Source organism: Fusibacter tunisiensis (genome assembly GCF_016908355.1).
Lineage (GTDB): Bacteria > Bacillota > Clostridia > Peptostreptococcales > Acidaminobacteraceae > Fusibacter_D > Fusibacter_D tunisiensis.
In genome coordinates this window covers 1-18,807 of sequence record NZ_JAFBDT010000023.1, presented here as the reverse complement: position 1 = coordinate 18,807, position 18,807 = coordinate 1, and the positions used below count along the sequence as shown (strand labels likewise).

Here is an 18,807-nt window from a genome sequence, read left to right as displayed (position 1 = left end):
GTATGAAAGCAGTAAAATATTTAAATGAAATGATAAGTACAGCTGAAAATTTCCAGTATGCAATCAATATAGCCTATGATTTTTCAGATGATAAAAAAATTGAAAATTATATTGCTACAAATGATGCAATTAGAATTATTGAAGATGTACTATTAAGTACTAAAGACAATTCAACTGATAGAGCTAGATTGTTTGTTGGTGCGTATGGAAAAGGAAAATCACATTTAGCTTTGATTTTAATTGCTTTAGTGTTTAAAAAAGACAAACATGTTTTTGAGAACTTGATGAAGAAAGTCAAACTTGTCAATAATGATTTATATGATTACTTGAATGAATATATACAAAGCGAAAAAAGATTATTACCTGTAGTAGTAGAGGGAAATAAGTTTTCATTACAACAGTCAATGTTAAGTGCTTTAAAAAGTGCGTTAGAACGTGAAAAAATTGACGATATTATGCCAAATACTTTTTTCAGCGTAGCAATAGAAACTATTGAAATGTGGGAAAAGGACTATAAAGAGACGTATTTGCAGTTTACTAAATTAATCAATGTATCAGTGGAAAAGTTTAAAATGAAATTGAGAAACTTTGAACAACAAGCACTGATTGAATTTGAAACTATATATCCCCAATTAACTTCTGGAAGTAAATTTACTCCTATTTTGAATGGTGATGTTATCTCATTATATGAAGACGTGATTAAAGAAATTAAGGCATATGGATTTTCAGGGATTTTTTTGGTATATGATGAGTTCAGTAAATATCTTGAGGGAAATATGCAATCCACTACTGCCTCGGATATTAAAATGCTTCAAGATTTAGCTGAAAAGGCTAATAGGAGTGGGAATGAGCAATTTCATTTATTAATGATATCACATAAGAATATTATTAATTATGTTGATGATTTACCTAAAGTGAAAGTAGATGCTTGGAAAGCTGTATCTGAGCGATTTAAAGCGGTAGAGCTGTCAAACTCTTCTATTCAGCTTTATGATTTGATTTCACACGTAATCATTAAAGATGAAAAGAAGTTTAATGATTTTTATAGAGCAAACAAGAATGAGTTTGATAATATTGCTAATCAATATATAAATAAAAATATTTTTGCTGGGATATCGATAAACCAGCTTGAGAAAATCATTAGGGAAACCTATCCGTTAGAACCAACAAGTTTATATATGCTGCCTGCCATTTCTGAGAAAGTGGCTCAGAATGAGCGTTCAATGTTTACATTCTTGTCGTCAAAGAATGACAAGAATGCATTATACAACATACTAAGGAGTCAATGTGCTTATGTTTCACCAGATATCATTTTTGATTATTTTGAGGAGCAGTTTAAAAATGAAGCATATACAACATCAGTCTATAAGTATTGGAAGCTAGTTCTTACATCAATCAATCTTTTAAAAGAATCAAATGAAATACAGGTTAAACTGATTAAAACATTAGCGATGATTTATATTTTAGATCAGCTTGAAATAATCAAACCATCATCAGATAATTTGCTATTAATATTAGGGAATACAGGATATTCACATACAGATATAATCGGTGGTATTGAAAGCTTAAAAGAGAGGGGTGTTTTTAAATACAGCTCTAGAACTCATTATTTAAGATTGAGCGAGAGAACAGACATAAATATTGATGAAGTACTTAAAGACACTATTGAGCGTAGAAAAGGTATTTTTAATCCACTAGCTATATTAAATAAAGAATCAGAGAAGGTATTCTTATATCCTAATGGCTACAATGACGAACATGAGATTATTAGATATTTTACTTTTGAATTTATCTCTACTGCTGATTGTTGTGATATTGAAGATTGGGATAAAAGAATTACTGATCAATATGCTTCTGGTACGTTATTCGCCTTATATGATGCCCATAAAAATAAGAACTCGAGCATAGTAAATAAGGTAGATAATGAAAGAGTTGTGTTTGCTCTTTCAAGATTCACACAGAATATTGATGAGATATTAAAACAGTTTGATGCACTATCATTTTTAATTGAAAATGCAGATGATGAGTTATTTAGAGATGAGTTAATGTTTGTTTTTGATGAAGTAGAAGAACAAGTAGTTTCTTATATTCAAGGCTTTATAAACCCTTCAAAAAAATGTGTTACTTATATTCATAATGGGCAAGAAGTCATGTTGTACAGGAAGTCTCAACTATCAAATCTATTGACATCAATTTGTGATAGTTTATATAAATACACTCCAACTATAGTAAACGAAGTTGTTAATAAAAGTAATATTTCAAAGCAAGCGATAAATAGCAGAAACAAAGTGCTAGAAGGGTTACTAGAGAACGAAATTCGTAAGAATTTAGGTTTAACAGGTACTGGCCAAGATGTAAGTTTCTTCAGGAGTGTTATCCAAAATAAAGGCGTTTATATTGAGGATGAGGATAAGTATTCTATTGTCACAGAGGGATTAACTGATGATGAACTGAATCATACATTCAGAGTTATAAAGGGGTTCATATTATCTACATCTACTGAAGGGGCTAAGAATCTTGGTGATCTATATTATGAATTAACGCATACTAAATATGGAATTGGTTTAAAAACTGGTATTATTCCATTCTTCTTGGCAGCAGTATTACACCATTATAAACGTTTTGCAGTTATCAAAAAGAAGGATAAAGAATTTACAATCAATGCAAATCTTCTGGATAGTATTAATAAAAATCCAAGTCAATACGAGATTATATTAGAGTCTTGGTCTACTGAAAAAGAGGCTTATATAGAGCAATTAGAGGAAGCTTTTGGAGCATATTTAGTTGTAGGTGAGAAAGAATACAATACATTTGAGTACATTGTAAAGGCTATGCAAAGATGGTTTTATAGATTGCCTAAGTACAGTAAAGATGCAGAGTTAGTAATAGAACCAGGGTTTAATGTAAAGTCAAAGGCAGTAAAGAGATTTAGACAAATGTTAAAATCACCTGAAATTAATGCTAGAGAGTTACTTTTTGAAAAGTTGCCGAAAGCTTTTTCAGCTAAAGAGATAAATGATGCTTTAGGTAAAAACATTGGTAAATCTAAGAAGATAATAGATATGCAAATAAGTTATCTACAACGTGATATTGAAAATGAGTTGATTAATGTGTTATCGACTGAGAAAGCTGAAAAGAGGCCTTTATATACAATTGCTGTAGATTGGCATGAATCGCTAAATTCAAAAACTAAGGAACACTTATTTACAAACGGTGAAGGTAAGTTATTATCGGTGATTGGAAATGTTCAGAATGATCTAGATGAGTTTATTAAAAAAATTGGTCGAGAACTTTCGGGCATTCATATAGTTGACTGGAATGATGACACCTTTGAAATTGTTAGAAATAGGTTGCATAGTCAGATTAAGAATATAAATGAGTTTAACTTAGCGAAGGATGAGATTAATAGCTCAAGTTATAAAGTCTCATTACTTGATGAGAATGGGATAGAAGAAGAAAAAACTTTCGATAAGTTAGAAGTTTCTAGACGTGGTAAAATGCTCTACAACGAGCTTGTTTCAAGTATTGGTGAGTATGGAAATGCTTTATCCGATGGTGAAAAGAGACAAATATTGATGAATTTAATGATGGATTATTTAAAATAGGCTATTGAGGGGGGTAAAATGTATTATTTTGATAATGCAGCTACGTCATATCCGAAGCCAGATGAGGTTTACAAGTTTTCGGATTATTATTATAGAAATTATGGTTTCAATGCTACAAGAAGCCATTTAGTAAAGGGTAAAAATGAAGAAATTTCCCCTAATGAGTTAATTAGAGATACAAAAAAAATGCTTTTAGATTTAGTTAATGCAGAAGATAAAGAGGTTACATTTTTGTCTTCTGCAACTATTGCAACAAATGTTGTTTTACAAGGACTTAATTACGATAACATAAGCAAAGTTTATATATCACCTTTCGAGCATAATGCTGTAATAAGGACTTTACATTACCTTCAGAAAATTTATGATTTTGAAATTATAGAATTGGCAATGAATCGTTTAGAGGACTCTTATGATACCGAAGAAATTAAGTATCAGTTTCAAAAGAATAATCCAAATTTAGTTGTTATTAATCATGCAAGTAATGTTACAGGTTTAATTGCTCCTATAGACACAATTTGTGATTTTGCAAAAAAATATGAAGCTATAACTATTATAGATATAGCACAATCAGCAGGGCAAATGGAAGTTGATCTTAGTTCACCAAAGTATGATTTTGCAATATTTGCTGGGCATAAATCTTTATTGGCTTCTTTTGGTATTGGTGGATTTATTTCAAATAATAAGATAAGTCTAGCTCCTCTAATTTATGGTGGAACTGGACGGGACTCTGCTAATCCAGAGATGCCAGTTTCTGGTTCAGAGAGGCATGAAGTTGGTAGTGTCAATATTTTAGCTGTATCAAGCTTATACGCTTCTCTTAAATACATAAATAGTGTGGGGTTAAAGAGTATTCTTGAGAAGAAAAAGCAGATAATGGTTGATTTGATTAATCTTTTAGATGATTATCCTGATATAAAAGTATATAGAAAAGGTGCAAATGATAAATATGTGTATGTAGTATCGATTAACTATTCTGGTTATAGTAGCAATAATTTGGGTGAGATTCTTGCAAAAAAAGATATTATTGTACGTACAGGTTTACATTGTGCTCCACTTGCACATAAATATTTGGGAACTTTTCCGGAAGGTACTGTTCGGCTGAGTATAAGTGAGTTTACAACGTTAGATGATTTAGAGAAGTTAGAAGAGGCGATTGATTATATAGAAGACAACAGTTGATTTGGGTAAGGAGTTGTGCAATGAATGATTTTGTAAAATATCTTAATTCTATGAATAGTGCGAAAAGTGAAAGTAAAAACGCTTTAGCAGAATCTCAACTTATGGAAGAGTATTATTCGCGAATTGAAGTTAAGCGAGAGATCTCTAGTAAGATTACATCATATTTAAAGAAGAATGAAGGGATTGAAAATGAAGCTATTATTCTTACTGGACATGCTGGTGATGGTAAAACGAGTATACTGATTCAAGTACTAGAGGAGTTTGGATACTTTGAAGGTGGCAAGAGACCACTGAAAATTGAAGAAGAATATAATGGTTTGTATTATATAAAAGATATGAGTGAACTATCAGAAGATCAACAGAAAAACCTGTTAATGAAATTCTTGAGTTGTAAAGACTATGGAATGTCGTCAATAATTGTCTCTAATACAGGACCAATTATCAATACATTTAAAGCTTTATTTAATGATGAAGTATCGAATATCGAGATTGAGCAAAAAATCTTAGCAGGTATTAATAATGTAATTAGTGACCCCATAACAATTAGTTCAAAAGGGAAATCTTTTAAATTTAGAATGGTTAATATTGCCAATATAGATAACGCCTACATGATTGAACAAATTTTGCTAAAGGTATTAAATAAAGAATTATGGAAAGAATGTTTTGTATGTGAGAATTGCTGTAAATGTCCAATAAATAATAATTACGATATGGTATCGGAAAATATTGATGATGTTGCAGATAAAATTAGTAAAATTTACTTTTGGTTGTCTGAAAGAGGTTCTAGATTAACCATACGTCAGATGCTTGCACATATAACTTTTAGCTTAACTTCTAATCTAGAATGTGAGAAAATTAACAATTTTGATGATAGTGAAACGATGAAAAATAAATACTCGTTTGTTAATGGATTTTTCGGTGCTTATCATGACAAAACTTTAAGAGATAATGCATTAAACATAAAACCAATCAAGGAATTAAGTCTCCTTGGATTAGATCAAAAGTCATTTGGTAAATTTGATGACGAGTTGTTTATTAAAGAGAGTTATAATGTCTTTCCAGAGATGATTAAAGAGAGAGTTATAAAAGTAATTAAGGCAACAGGTGAAGGAATTTCAGATAATACTTATGTTGCATCAATGCTCAGAAATGAAATTAGAAGATATTTTATACTCTTTGCAAAAGATGCTTTAAATCAAATTGAAATTGAAAATACAATAATTTCAGAACCGTTTATGGATTATTATAGAGCGGTTGCGAATGATTCTGCATATACTAAAGCAGTACATCGTAAATTGGAAAAAGTAGTTTTTGATGCTTTATATAGGTATTTTATAGGTGTATATCCAAGTAAAACAGAAGAAAACTTATATGTTACTTTACGTAAAGATTTTAATGTAGTGCAAAATACTCAAATGTTAATAGCAAAAGTTCCGCGTGATGATATATCGATTGTATTAGAAGAGAAAGAAGATAAAGCAGAACCAGAAAAAATTGACAACAGAATGTTTTTGAAAATAGGTAATAAAGGAAAGTTTTTGATTACGTCAGAATTTTTAGAATATATGTTTAAGTTTTATGAAGGAAATGTTTTCACAAATCTTCAACCTAGCTTTTCATATGGTATTTCGAAATTGAAAACTCAAATAATGAGAGAGTATAAAGTGCGAGATAAGGAGAAATTGACTTTAATTATAATTCAAAATGAAAAAATCGGGAAAATGAAAATTGAAGTTGATGAGGAAGAAGGGCAACTTATAATAACATAATTGGAGGTGTGAAGATGTACTATCCTAATATAGATAAAATAAATTCAAAAGATGAAGTCATTAAAGAAAATTTAGCAATCCAACTTTATGGTAAAAGAATATATGAAGGTCAAACTGTTGGAGAGTACTTGCTGGAGTTTTTGTTGGTTTTCCTAGGTTGTAATGATGGAAAGGGAGGATTTAATCTTAAACATGGACTTAATGATCAAGTTAAATATATTACTAATCCTAATATAGGTTTGAAGAGATTTATATTTTTTGAGAACAGTAAGAATGAAAATAGACATGATATTGATCGAATGGCGAGTGATGAGTTGAATAGATTATTGATGGAAAATATTGATTCAGAAAAGTTCTCAGTAAATCAAGTTTTGTATCAAATTAAAGATTTGTTTTATGGATTTAATTTGATTACTAAGCAGAGAAGTTGGTTTGCTCAATCAATGATGCCACTTTGCAAGGACCTAGTCTTTTGTGAAGCTCAAAATAATACATCAAGAAAGAGAATGGACTATTATCCTGAAGAATCAAGTAAGATAAATAGCAGTGTAGATAAAGATTTTGCTTTTACCAAACATAGTTTTTTAGGAAGGGGTGGAGAAGTTTATTATATGCATTTATTGCAAGGTCTACAAGAAATGACTGATGCATCAGAATCGCTGAAAATCGCAGTTGAACTAGATAATAGAATTCGAGGATTATTATCTTCTTTTCCTCATTTTGAAGTGTTGTCAAAGTACATTCAAAATAAATGGAACGATTATTTAACTGAACATATGCATAAAAAAGTCTCATCTGAATCTAAGAACTGGGTTCAAGAATATCATGTTCAAAAAATGGATTGCCACTGGATAAAATCTAATTATGTAAAAGCAGCTCCTTATTCAATTAAGGAGTTAAGAAACATTTTAAGCTCTACAATTAACCCTTTAGAGAAGTTAGAGTTAATTAATATTGGTATCATTCTTCAGATGTTTAGATTAATGATAAATGAAGCTTACTTTGTAGCTACGGGATGTAACGAGAATAAGCCAGTATGGTTGGTACAAGTGCCAGCGATAGATAAAGTTAATCCAAAAGTAAAAATGATGGCTGTTAAATATTACAGTAAAATTGAGAACTATATGACTAACGCATTATCTATTCAATTAGATAATCAAAAGGCAATGAGTAGTGATGAATCATCGGATGATCGAAATGCTGATATAAAGAAACTAAAAGATGCATATAAAAATTCTCACAAACTGATGAGAAAGATAGGTAAAGATATAGGCTTAATAACTCCTATAACTGGTCAGAATATGAGATTTACGATTACTGATGATATTATGAGATATTTGGTTCTTTCATTGATTGAGCCAAGTACATCAATTACTTTAGATAGCTTCTTAGCCAAACTATATGAGCATTATGGTATTGTAATTCGCGAAGAAGAATATACTAGACATTACAGAAGTTTAGATTCTAATGAGGTTTACGCACCATCCCTTATTAAGAATCTTGAGGAGTTCACTATACAATTAAGAAACAATGGATATCTTAAAGAGCTATCTGATGCTACCGCAATTGTGATGAATCCATATGATAAGGAGGACTAAAAATGAGATATGTAGATATAATATTGAACCTTATCCAAGAGCAAGTTAAGAATATGGAGTTTTATAGTTTGGTTAAACTTGAAAATTTTCAAACTCCACAATTGTATCTTGAATTGTGTACAAAAATTAGTAAAACTTTGAAAGATGAAAATATAGAGTTTGTTGCAAAATTGTCTCGGGAGAAATTTTTAGAATGGAGAGATGAGGATATTTATATTCCTTTCATTAATGAATTGTCTGAAAAAAGATACATTGAAGAAGTTGGTTCATTAACAAAATGGAGGAATGACAACTTTTTATCAACAGATGAAAAGAAAACATTTGTAATGCTTATGGGAACCGAGTTGGTTGTAGATAAAGGTGGACTAGCTGATTTCTATACAATTTCGCCAGAATCCGTGGAAAATGCAATCGGAGAAAATTATTCGTGTTTTTTCCATGATTTAGAAAGTGATTCGATTAATAATATTTACAAAAATCTTTTTTACTATATTGAAAAGGATTTGTTTAGATTAGATCAGTTCGCCCAAAATAATTATGATTTAGATACTGAGATTATGATTAAATCAAATATTTTGGAGACTTTAGATGAAATTTGGGATTTCCCTAATTTATATGATATAGAACCGAAGCTCTTATCAAATCTCGATAAGAGAATTAAAATATTTGAAAAAGCTCATAAGTTTAACAGAAGAATAGGATTAGACAATTTACCTACGGCAAAAAAAATTAAGAGTATTGAAGCAAAAATTGATCAATATTACGAAAAGAACTCACTTGATTTAGAAAATGAATTTAGTAAACTCTTTCCAAATTACAAGGATTATGATGAATTGAAAATTGACTTGATTGATTATTTTAGTGGTATAAGCATTGATGAAAAAAGAAAAAAACTGGTTAGATGTGATTATACTACGTTGGATAAAATTCTTGGCTTAAAAATTGGAGAGACTACGCAAACCAAAAATAGGGATATTAAAGTATATGGTAATCCAATCAACGCAATATATGTTCCACTTGTGAAGCAAATAATCGATGTGAAATTAAATGAGGAAACTGACTTTGATACTTCTGTGTTAGAGGTTGAAGAGATTAAATTGGCTAACATTAATAACAGTGAAGATATGATGAAGAATGGTCTTGTTAGTAAATGGAACAAATTAAGACGATTCATTCAAGGAATAGATGGTCTCATAGAGGATGCAATGAGAAAAGCGTTAGACGATGAATATAACTTTTCAGTAATTGCAACGGATATTGATGACAATAAATTTGCGCCTCTTGAAAAGAGTAATATAAATGATTTGGTTAAATCGGATATTTTAAAATCAGCTGCTTTAAGAGATAGTGTATCAAAGATAACATATACTATAAAAACCTATGAAAATGAACAGTTATTACGTTCTGATAGATTTGTTTGGTATATTTTTGATACAGATTCATGGGTGGGTTCATTTGATATTATTGATGAGTCGCCTGCATTATGTGATGATAAGATTGATGAGATTTCATATTACCTTCCGATTGGTGTAAGTAAAGGTTTAGAGTATGCAGTAGATGCAAGTAATAACGATGAATTTTATGAAGTCTTTGCAAGAGCAGAAATCAATTATCTTAATAGTGAAGTAAATGGTCTAAGTGGAGACAACTTAGACACAAAAGCATATGTATATGGTAAAGACTTTATTAAAGTATTGAGAAGCATAGAACATAAAGGGTTTTTAGGTACGATACGCAGTGATGTTTTACAACAGTACTACAAATCATATGGTGCATTTATTGATGTGATGTTAGATGCAATTAAAGACACATCTCAAGAATCTAAAATATACAAGTTTAGTAAGTCTATGACTATAGTGTCCAAAGAAGAAGATATTAGTAAAAAAGGCGCGCAGGTGACAATGATACCAGCTTATCATCCTGTAATGCTAGAAAAGGTAGTGCAAAGGTATTTGTATTTGTGTCTTGGCTTGGATGAACTTTTAGAATTAGATTTTACTGAGGAAAAAATTACAAACTCTGATATTGATAAAAAATATTCTATGCTGGACCAACTAGCGACAATAACCTCTGCTACAGCAACTACTTTGAATCATATGAATAATTTTGAAGACCAAATGAAATCGTATGGATATTGTACGTTATATGGTAAGGCTGATCAAGACAGTAATGATCTTAACATTAATGCATCTTATACTAAAGAAGATGATGAACTTGAGAGCGTGTCTGGAAAATTAATTGCTACTCCGGTGTCAAACTATATTAGAAAAACGATACGAAATTACCTTTCAATTTATCCATATAAGCAAGATGGTTTGAAAGTTATGTTTTTTAACCCACAAAATTTCAGTGATATAATAGCGGCTCTCAAAGGTATTGTTGACAGGATAAAAAAAGAAAAGTCAATGCTAAGAATTGAGTTGATTATATATACTGCTGACTATAGATGTAAGGTATATAACTATGTTAAGTCGTGGATAGATAATAATATTTCGGAAGATGACTCGATTGATTTAACTGTTAGAATTAAGTTTGTAGATTACAAACTGGGAAATAGTAGAAAAACAGCTGAAGAATCTATACAAAATGGTGATATAACCTTTATGTTCGAAATCATGGAGGAGGTTGAGTTAAAAGAAACTCCTATTGATATCGAAAAGAGCTTAGATACTATGTATCCAAGTACATATTTACCTATACCAAAGAGAATAGATAATAAGCGTTTTTTAGCTATTAGCCAATTACAGTTTGAATGTGAAGATCAATACACACAACTCATTACAAGAATTAAGAGTCCTCATATAGAAAAGAAGAGCTATCAAATCCAAACAGAAAGTAAATTGAGAGATCAATTTATCGAAATTATTCAAGTATTACATGAAAAGTCAAATTGGGTAGTTGTACTTGATGAAAATGTTGATCCAGAATTAATTAAGTTTACAGGAAATGAGATTATTGGATATTCTACAGGCGAAGGATATTTTGGTGAACTTAATGCAACGATATCTTCCTCTGAAAGTATATTGAAAGATATTAGACGTTATCTTTTAAAAAGAATGAAAAAAGAGTTCTCAACTTGGTCTAACGAAGAGATTAAAGATGCAGCTGATAAATGTATCGCTTATGCTTATGAATTAGATGGTGCCGAAGTATTGAAGGCAATTAATCCTAAAGATGAGGCAATTAAAGATTATTTAGCTTTCTATCTATCAACTAAAATTGAACAACAGTCAGTGGATACTAATGATTATTATTATAGGAAATTGTTGAGTTTGGATTTATATGACCAGTTGTTCGATGAAGATGATTTAGCTGGATATTTACAACGTAGACCTGATTTCTTGTTGATTGAGATTCCAAAGAAATGTAATGATTTATCAGATGATTCACTTTTACTCATAAACGTTAGGATTATTGAGTGTAAAATGGGTGGAAACTCATATATGACAACTGCTGTAGATAAAGCAAAGGAGCAAGTATTCGCTGGTTATACTACATTGAAAAATATATGGGAAAATCCACAAGGGATAAAAAGAAGATACTGGCATAATCAACTTTATAAGATTTTAACGTTACAGAATTCTATAAAATTAGATGCAGAAGAATTGGATAGATACGCCAAGAAAGTGATGCGAATATTTAATGGAGATTATAATATAGAGTTTGATAACTGTATATATACTTATAGTCTTGAACAGAAAAATAATTTTTTTAGGGATTATGTTTATCAAGGAATGGCAATTCAACAGTTTAACTTTGGTTCAATAACAACAAAAAACTCATTGTTAGAACGAAAAAATGATATAGAGTATGACTTTTTTAATTCAAAATCTAGTACTAAATATACTGAGCCGATTTATAAGTCGACTGATGATTCAAGGGATGATTATGTTGAGAAAGTAGCAGAGGGAAATACAAGTTTTGAGTATGAAAAGCAAGTTGAGGATATTGAAATACTATCAACAGATGAGAATACAGAGACTAGCATAGACATAACGAGAGACAATCCTGATATAAAAGAAATTTGTAATTCACCAGAGGTTAAATCAGAAAAATCATATATGCGCATGATAGAGTCAGCTGATTATAGAGACATATTTAATTCGTATAATATAAGTTATTCTCAGGAAGAGGAAAACGATCTAAAACATAAGTTAGATAGACTTGATAAGGAACTAAAAGAAAGAAAGACAAAAGTATATATTCAAGATTTTGTGTTTGGACCAGATATCATTAGAGTTGAAATGGATTTGGCAACTGGTGTTAATATCAGTCAATTGCGTAAATATGAGAACGATATGAAAATATGGCTGAAAATCAATGAAAAACCATTTATTTATATCAAAGATGGCAGAATTGTAATGGATATAATTCGTAGTAATAGGCAGACTGTTGGTTTAAAAAATATGTTAGATGAGATTATTGCAAGAGATTTGATTAACGATTGTAAGAAAAAGTTTTATGCCTTATTAGGCGCTGATATACTTGGTAATCCACAGTTAGTTGACTTTAGTGACTCGAACACTCCTCATTTATTAATAGCTGGACAAACTGGTAGCGGTAAGAGTGTTTTGTTGAATAGTATGTTGCTATCAGTAATGATGATATATACACCAGAAGAAGTAGAAATGATTCTTGTAGATCCGAAATATATTGAATTATCAACTTTCGAAGATAGTCCATTTACTAAATCGGTGATAACAGAAGCTGAAGATGCTGTATGTGAATTGGAAAATTTAGTTGATGAAATGAATAGTCGATATAAAACATTTTTAGAATCTAAGTCCAAGAATATATCATCATATAACAGAAAAACTAAAGGTGCAAAGATGAAGCGTATTTTAATGGTGTTCGATGAATATGCAGCACTTATGGAAGAAAACAAAGACTTAGCAAAAAGATTAGAAAGCGCTATTAAAATATTATCTCAAAAAGCAAGGGCGGCAGGTATTCACCTAATAATTTGTACACAGTCGCCAAGAGCAGACATTATAACAACTACAATAAGAAATAATTTAACTGCAAGAGTTGGGTTAAGAGTAGCAGATTCAGTTGCTTCTGGTTTAGTGCTAGATACTTCAGGTGCAGAAACTTTGTTGGGAAAAGGAGACATGTTATTAAAAACTGCGTCATCATCTGAATTTTTACGTGCGAAATCTCCGTTTGTTACTGAAGAAGAAATTGAGATATTTATAGAGACGTGCGAGGAAACTTATAATGAACAACACTAATATTAATTTTCATCAAACATTTTACCCCAATTTTGATTATATAGGGAAAATTCTTAGTATAGCAGATGGTGATGTAGCATACTCGATTGAGGAGATATCCGATATAACAGGAATTCCTACAGGCAAATCATCGGGTAAGGTACTACCACATATAAAGTATTCTGAATATATGAATTTAATAAATATGAACAGCCAAGAAGGCAAGCTATATTTGAAAAGAACTGAGTTAGGCGAGTTAATCTTTAGAGAAGATCCATTCTTCTCTGAAGATTTAAGTCGTCTGTTATGTCATATGTTTTTAACATCACCGAATGCAGGTGCTGGATTATGGTGCTTTATTTATAGGGAACTTCAATTCAAATATGGCACAGAAATAAAAAGAGATGTAATTGATCATGATATTCATCAGTACTTTGGTAAGAGTACTAAGTTGTCAGCTTTTAATACAGCATATTCAAGTTCTAATTCATTTGGAAATCTTGATCTAAGTGATATAGAGGATGATTATATAGTGTTTAAAGAATTTGATTATGATGATGAGTATTTATATGGTATCTTGTATAGTCTCTATTTTGAGCTAAAGAATTTAGATGATAACAGGTCTGAATTTACTACAAGGGAGTTGTTTGAAGAACTCAAATGGCAAAATTCACTAAATTGGAGTGAAAGAAGAGTTCTTGATTTTCTTAGTGAAGCTAGTGATAAAGGTTGGCTTCATCTTAATCGACAATTAAATCCAATAATTATTGTACTTAAGAGAAATATAAGGGATTTGATAGAATTGATTTATTCCGAACTAATTTAGGGGGTGTATTATGGCGAAGTTATCAGAGTTAATAAAAGTAAAAGATGATGTAGTATTTGGTGGAGCGGTTCAAGTAGATTGGTTTTATCAAGATAAAGCTAAAGCAATTGCAGAGAACTTTGTATTTCATGGTCCTGATTTTTTTGGAGTTACTGAAGGTGAAGTTGAGTTCACGGATCATAAGTTGATGGATACATGTTCGTATGCAAAACTTATATCAGATAAGTTGAATAGTGAAAATGGGAACCCACTTATGTTGACAATTGCAGGTTATGGTACTGGTAAGTCCCATATGGCAGTTACTCTTGGGAAATTATTTGAAAATAAAGATCCAGATATTGTGAATCGAATATTGAGCAACATGAGAAGTGCAGATAAAGTAATTGCAGAACAAATAAAAATGGATAATGATAAAAAGAATTTAGTTCTTGTTCTAAATGGTATGAAGGATTTCAATTTGAATATTGAAATATTGCGAGCTTCAAAAAAAGTATTATCCGCATATGGATATAGTGATGACTTTTTCTCTGATATTACTAAAGCTTATACGATTGCAAAAATTTTTATTGAACGGAACTTTAATTTACACGAGAAGCACTTTAATGATGAATTCTCTGAAATAAACAAATCTAGTATGGGCTTATATGATTATATGTTAGAGAAGATTTTTGATGATAAGGTCTTTAATAAGGTTAATAATGTATATGAGAAAATTAATGGTACTAGAATTCGCTGGGATGAAGGTATAACAGCAAGTGAAATTTTAAAGAAGTTAAATGATCGTTTGTGTGGTGATAACGGTGTTTTTAACAAAATACTTATTTTGTTCGATGAGTTTGGTAGATATATTGAGTTTGCAGCTGATAGACCTGAGTTAGCAGGCGATTCTGCATTGCAACAAATATATGAAACTATTCAGGATAGTAATAATAGTATAATTCTGGTTGGCTTCATACAATCGGATTTGAAAACTTATATGGCGAGAGTAAAAAAATCGTCAAGTATAGCAAGATACATTGGAAGGTATGAATCTGGTGAAAAATTATATTTATCTAGTAATTTAGAGACTATATTTGCCAATTTAGTATCTAGTAAAGACAGCCATTTGTATAATGAATATGTTCTTGAGAATCTTCAATCATCAGAGAATGTGTCAAAATATAATTTGTTATTTGAAGATATTAAAGTTTGGTCTACTTACGCAAATACAAAGGGCGTTTGGAAAGATGAAAAAAAGTTTAAAGACATTTTGGTAAAAGGGATTTATCCTATGAATCCTTTATCGGTGTTATTACTAACGAGTTTGTCTGACTGGTATCAACAGCGATCTGCTCTGAACTTCTTTATGGATTCAATTAAATCAATTAGTGATAAAAATGTAGACAAGCTTGGGCTCCTACCTGAAATATTTGCTACTGATATTATTCAAGGTGAATTGTTCACAGAACTATTACTAGCTGAAAAAGAAGGTCGTCAGCGTAGTGAAAATTGCATGATGTTTGACAGAATCCTAGTAAAACACGGTGAAAAACTTTTAGGTCATCAAGAAAAGGTGCTGTCATCAATTCTCGTTTTTAAGTTGCTTAAATTTAGAGTTAAAAGGAAAGAAGAGTTGTTGCGTGCGTTTTCATCACTATCTGGATTAAATATTAAAATCATTGATGATAGTTTAGAAGTTTTAGAGAATAATGTAGGTGTTATTGTTTACGATGAAAATCGTCATACATATGACTTTGTTGAAGATGCTACTGGTCAGAATGACTTTAATGCTCATTTCAATCGTGTAAGAAATAGGTTAGATTTTATTACAGTTGAGTCACTAATAACAGGCGAAGTAAAAAGTAAGCTTGGTCTATTATCAGATATGCAAACTGATTTTGCCAAAATGCATAATATTAAGACGAATGAGTGGTCTTATAGACAGGAAATAAGAACTACGAATGAAATGGACGAGAGCTATTTTAAGTCACTATGTGAGGATTTAAAGAATAGTACACAGATAACATCTACTAGGGGAGTATTTATTTATGTTTACTTGTCAGAAGGAGACTCGTACGATCAAGTTGTAAAATTGAACAATAAATATCATTTAGACAAGTATCCTGTTGTTATGTGGTTGCTAGATGACAGTGAACAGAATTTTTACAAAACCTTGTTTAATGAGAAAATTATTGCAAAGTTCTCAAAAGAAGAATCGATTAAGTATAGTAGATTTATCGATAAATTTTTAGAGAACAATGATTCTGATATGAAACAAACTTTTAAACAGCTTCAATCTAATAGAGAAATGATTACAATTGATGGTGTCATAAATACTGATAAACGTATGAAAGCAGTGTTAAAGGAGAAGTTTGAGAGTCTTTATACAGATGTGATTCCTTTCCCATTTGAGGGTTTTACAAACAAGCAGTTATCAACACCTAAAAAGAATTTATGTCTAATTGCTAAGAGTATGCTAGCGGGTGCATTAAACTATTCATGGATTCAGGTTCAAGATAAAGGTATGAGAAATATTGTAACAAATGTGTTGGTGAATCCTAAAATAGGTTGGGGCGTTTTAAATGAAAAATATGAAATGCAGTACCCTTCAAATAGAAACTTATATAAATTGTTTACATCACTTGATAGGGAGTTTAAAAAAAGCGAGGCACTTTCTTTAATAGATGTTTATAATCGTTGTGTAACTACACCTATTGGGATGAATGATTATTCTTTTGCGCTATTGTTATCGATATATATGAAGCTGAAGGGCATAGAAGCTAAAATTGTATTTAGGGATAAAATCATAAAAAATACCGAGTGGAGCACTTTGTTTTATAAAGACAAATCCATTGATTTAAAGATCCTAGAATCTTCAAAAATCATAAAAGTCAATATCGAAGGTTACTTGAAAAAGTATCAGGTTTTATGTAATGAAATTGAGCATGAGACTAATATTGCAAGATTTGAAGAACTCACTGAAAAACTTCAAAGTCTTGAAATGGAAAATGATCCTCCAGAGGAGTTAGTTGATAGAGTTCAAACATGTCATATGAGGTTGGACATAGGTATAAATCAATTAAGAAGTTTTCAAAATAAGATAATATCTATTCAAGGTGAGTTTAATAGAGGAACCACCGATAGATTGGACTTTAAGTACTTGCTTAATGCCATGGTAAAAGGAAAGCACTTAGTTGAGAGTGAACGTGAAGAAAGTGGACATTTTGATATTCCAAATAGTGAGATAGATAAGTTAGATATAATTCAAGATAATGGTCGCGATATTATTGAAGAAAGATATATGACATATATAAAGAAACAGAAGTGTATGTCTGTTTCAGGAGTTGGTCCATACAGAAAGTGGCTCGAGCGTCTTGCGGAAAATTTGAAAGAACTCGGATATGGTAAGTTTGCAACTGAAACACTTGACCATATGGAAAGAACTACTGGTAATCTAAAAAACATAAGGATGGTACAAGAAGCGGTTGAAAAATGTGATGCTTTTATTAAAGTCACAAAACCTACAAAATATTTAACACAAGAGGAATTACTAAATCTTCAAAAAGAAGGAGATTCACTGCTGGGGTTAATCCAGCAAAACAAAGTGATTGATAATAGAACGAGAGATTCTTATGTGAAATCGTTGAATAAAATTATTAATCAAGTAGTTGAGTTCTTAGACAAAATTAAAGCACAAATTACTGAAATCTATGATAGATCTTATGAAATTAATACTCTTGAAGATGCAGAAGAAATAAAAAATCTTATTAATGAATTGCTCGAAAAGGGGATTAGACATGATGAAAAAGAATATATTATGGTGATTGGAAGAGTTGTGACATCTTGCCTATCTGACATTAATGACATGAAGGCTAACAATACCCTAGCTTATAGGGCTGATAGAATTGATGAACTTAAGTTGAAATATGAGGAGTTCGTTGATGATGTTGATCTAAATAGCATGTTGGATAATTATAGATCATCTATTGAAAATGAAATTCAAAAAGAAAATGATTATTGGATGGACTCTCAAAAGTTTGATAAAGATGAGATGTTTAACACTTGGAATGCTCAGAAATGTCAATCTTATCTAGCAAAAACTGAGGTGTTACCAGATTTCTTAAATGAAGATAATGTTAATATGATTGGAAATTGGAGATTTGATGTTAAGTCTAAGATGAAAGAGCTAAAAATTGATTCTGTGGTCGAGCTTTTCAAGTCACTGAACAATCAAGAAAAAAATGAATGTATTAAAGTGTTAAACACTTATGTGAAATAGGGGTATTTATGGGTTCAAAAACAAAGTTAAAGCTGTTGTATATATTGCGAATGTTGCATGATGAGACTGATGAAACTCATAAGTTGACTGTAAGTGAAATAATAAAACGACTTAATGATAAGGGAATAAATGCCGAAAGAAAATCTATTTACAATGATATTGCTTTACTGAATGAGTATGGTTTTGATATTCTTTGTGACAAAGGTAAGGCCAATAAATACTTTATGGTTTCTAGAGAATTTGAGTTACATGAACTCAAGTTATTAATACCAGAATTCTGCGTCTCTGGTTGCGCTTTCCTATGATAGTCAAATTCATATAAATCAGACTTGCTTTCTATACTATTTTATCACAAAACTCCT

8 protein-coding genes are annotated in these 18,807 nt (G+C 30.6%); all 8 read left to right on the top strand.

The features are described 5' to 3' along the window. The first annotated feature begins 2 nt into the window (after positions 1–2). The 8 genes from JOC49_RS10745 to JOC49_RS10710 are packed head-to-tail and all read left to right on the top strand — an operon-like array spanning position 3 to position 18,750. Positions 3–3,605 (top strand): hypothetical protein, encoded by a 3,603-nt coding sequence (locus tag JOC49_RS10745; RefSeq protein WP_204665037.1) that lies wholly within the window; start codon positions 3–5, stop codon positions 3,603–3,605. An 18-nt stretch (positions 3,606–3,623) separates the two neighbouring features. Continuing rightward, on the top strand, positions 3,624–4,784 hold the full coding sequence (locus tag JOC49_RS10740; RefSeq protein WP_204665036.1) for an aminotransferase class V-fold PLP-dependent enzyme: 1,161 nt from the start codon (positions 3,624–3,626) through the stop codon (positions 4,782–4,784). A gap of 20 nt (positions 4,785–4,804) precedes the next feature. Then, the gene (locus JOC49_RS10735; protein ID WP_204665035.1) at positions 4,805–6,553 is read left to right on the top strand and encodes a hypothetical protein; all 1,749 of its coding nucleotides are present in this window, start codon (positions 4,805–4,807) and stop codon (positions 6,551–6,553) included. A gap of 14 nt (positions 6,554–6,567) precedes the next feature. Beyond that, a complete protein-coding gene (locus JOC49_RS10730) occupies positions 6,568–8,151 on the top strand; it encodes a hypothetical protein (RefSeq protein ID WP_204665034.1) in 1,584 nt (527 codons plus the stop codon). Between the two features lie 2 nt (positions 8,152–8,153). Next, on the top strand, positions 8,154–13,382 hold the full coding sequence (locus JOC49_RS10725; protein WP_204665033.1) for a DNA translocase FtsK: 5,229 nt from the start codon (positions 8,154–8,156) through the stop codon (positions 13,380–13,382). Next, the gene (locus JOC49_RS10720; protein WP_204665032.1) at positions 13,369–14,187 is read left to right on the top strand and encodes a hypothetical protein; all 819 of its coding nucleotides are present in this window, start codon (positions 13,369–13,371) and stop codon (positions 14,185–14,187) included. Before JOC49_RS10725 ends, JOC49_RS10720 begins: the two co-directional genes overlap by 14 nt. 10 nt (positions 14,188–14,197) lie before the next feature. Beyond that, positions 14,198–18,445, top strand: a complete 4,248-nt coding sequence (locus tag JOC49_RS10715; protein ID WP_204665031.1) for a hypothetical protein — start codon at positions 14,198–14,200, stop codon at positions 18,443–18,445. Between the two features lie 8 nt (positions 18,446–18,453). Beyond that, positions 18,454–18,750 carry a helix-turn-helix domain-containing protein gene (locus JOC49_RS10710; protein ID WP_204665030.1) on the top strand — a complete coding sequence of 99 codons (297 nt, stop codon included), beginning with the start codon at positions 18,454–18,456 and terminating at the stop codon, positions 18,748–18,750. Positions 18,751–18,807 lie beyond the last annotated feature (57 nt).

What these genes read in the sequence shown, in the direction of transcription:
- JOC49_RS10745 (WP_204665037.1), top strand. Translation starts at nt 3, where the DNA reads ATGAAAGCAGTAAAATATTTAAATGAAATGATAAGTACAGCTGAAAAT.
- JOC49_RS10740 (WP_204665036.1), top strand. Translation starts at nt 3,624, where the DNA reads ATGTATTATTTTGATAATGCAGCTACGTCATATCCGAAGCCAGATGAG.
- JOC49_RS10735 (WP_204665035.1), top strand. Translation starts at nt 4,805, where the DNA reads ATGAATGATTTTGTAAAATATCTTAATTCTATGAATAGTGCGAAAAGT.
- JOC49_RS10730 (WP_204665034.1), top strand. Translation starts at nt 6,568, where the DNA reads ATGTACTATCCTAATATAGATAAAATAAATTCAAAAGATGAAGTCATT.
- JOC49_RS10725 (WP_204665033.1), top strand. Translation starts at nt 8,154, where the DNA reads ATGAGATATGTAGATATAATATTGAACCTTATCCAAGAGCAAGTTAAG.
- JOC49_RS10720 (WP_204665032.1), top strand. Translation starts at nt 13,369, where the DNA reads ATGAACAACACTAATATTAATTTTCATCAAACATTTTACCCCAATTTT.
- JOC49_RS10715 (WP_204665031.1), top strand. Translation starts at nt 14,198, where the DNA reads ATGGCGAAGTTATCAGAGTTAATAAAAGTAAAAGATGATGTAGTATTT.
- JOC49_RS10710 (WP_204665030.1), top strand. Translation starts at nt 18,454, where the DNA reads ATGGGTTCAAAAACAAAGTTAAAGCTGTTGTATATATTGCGAATGTTG.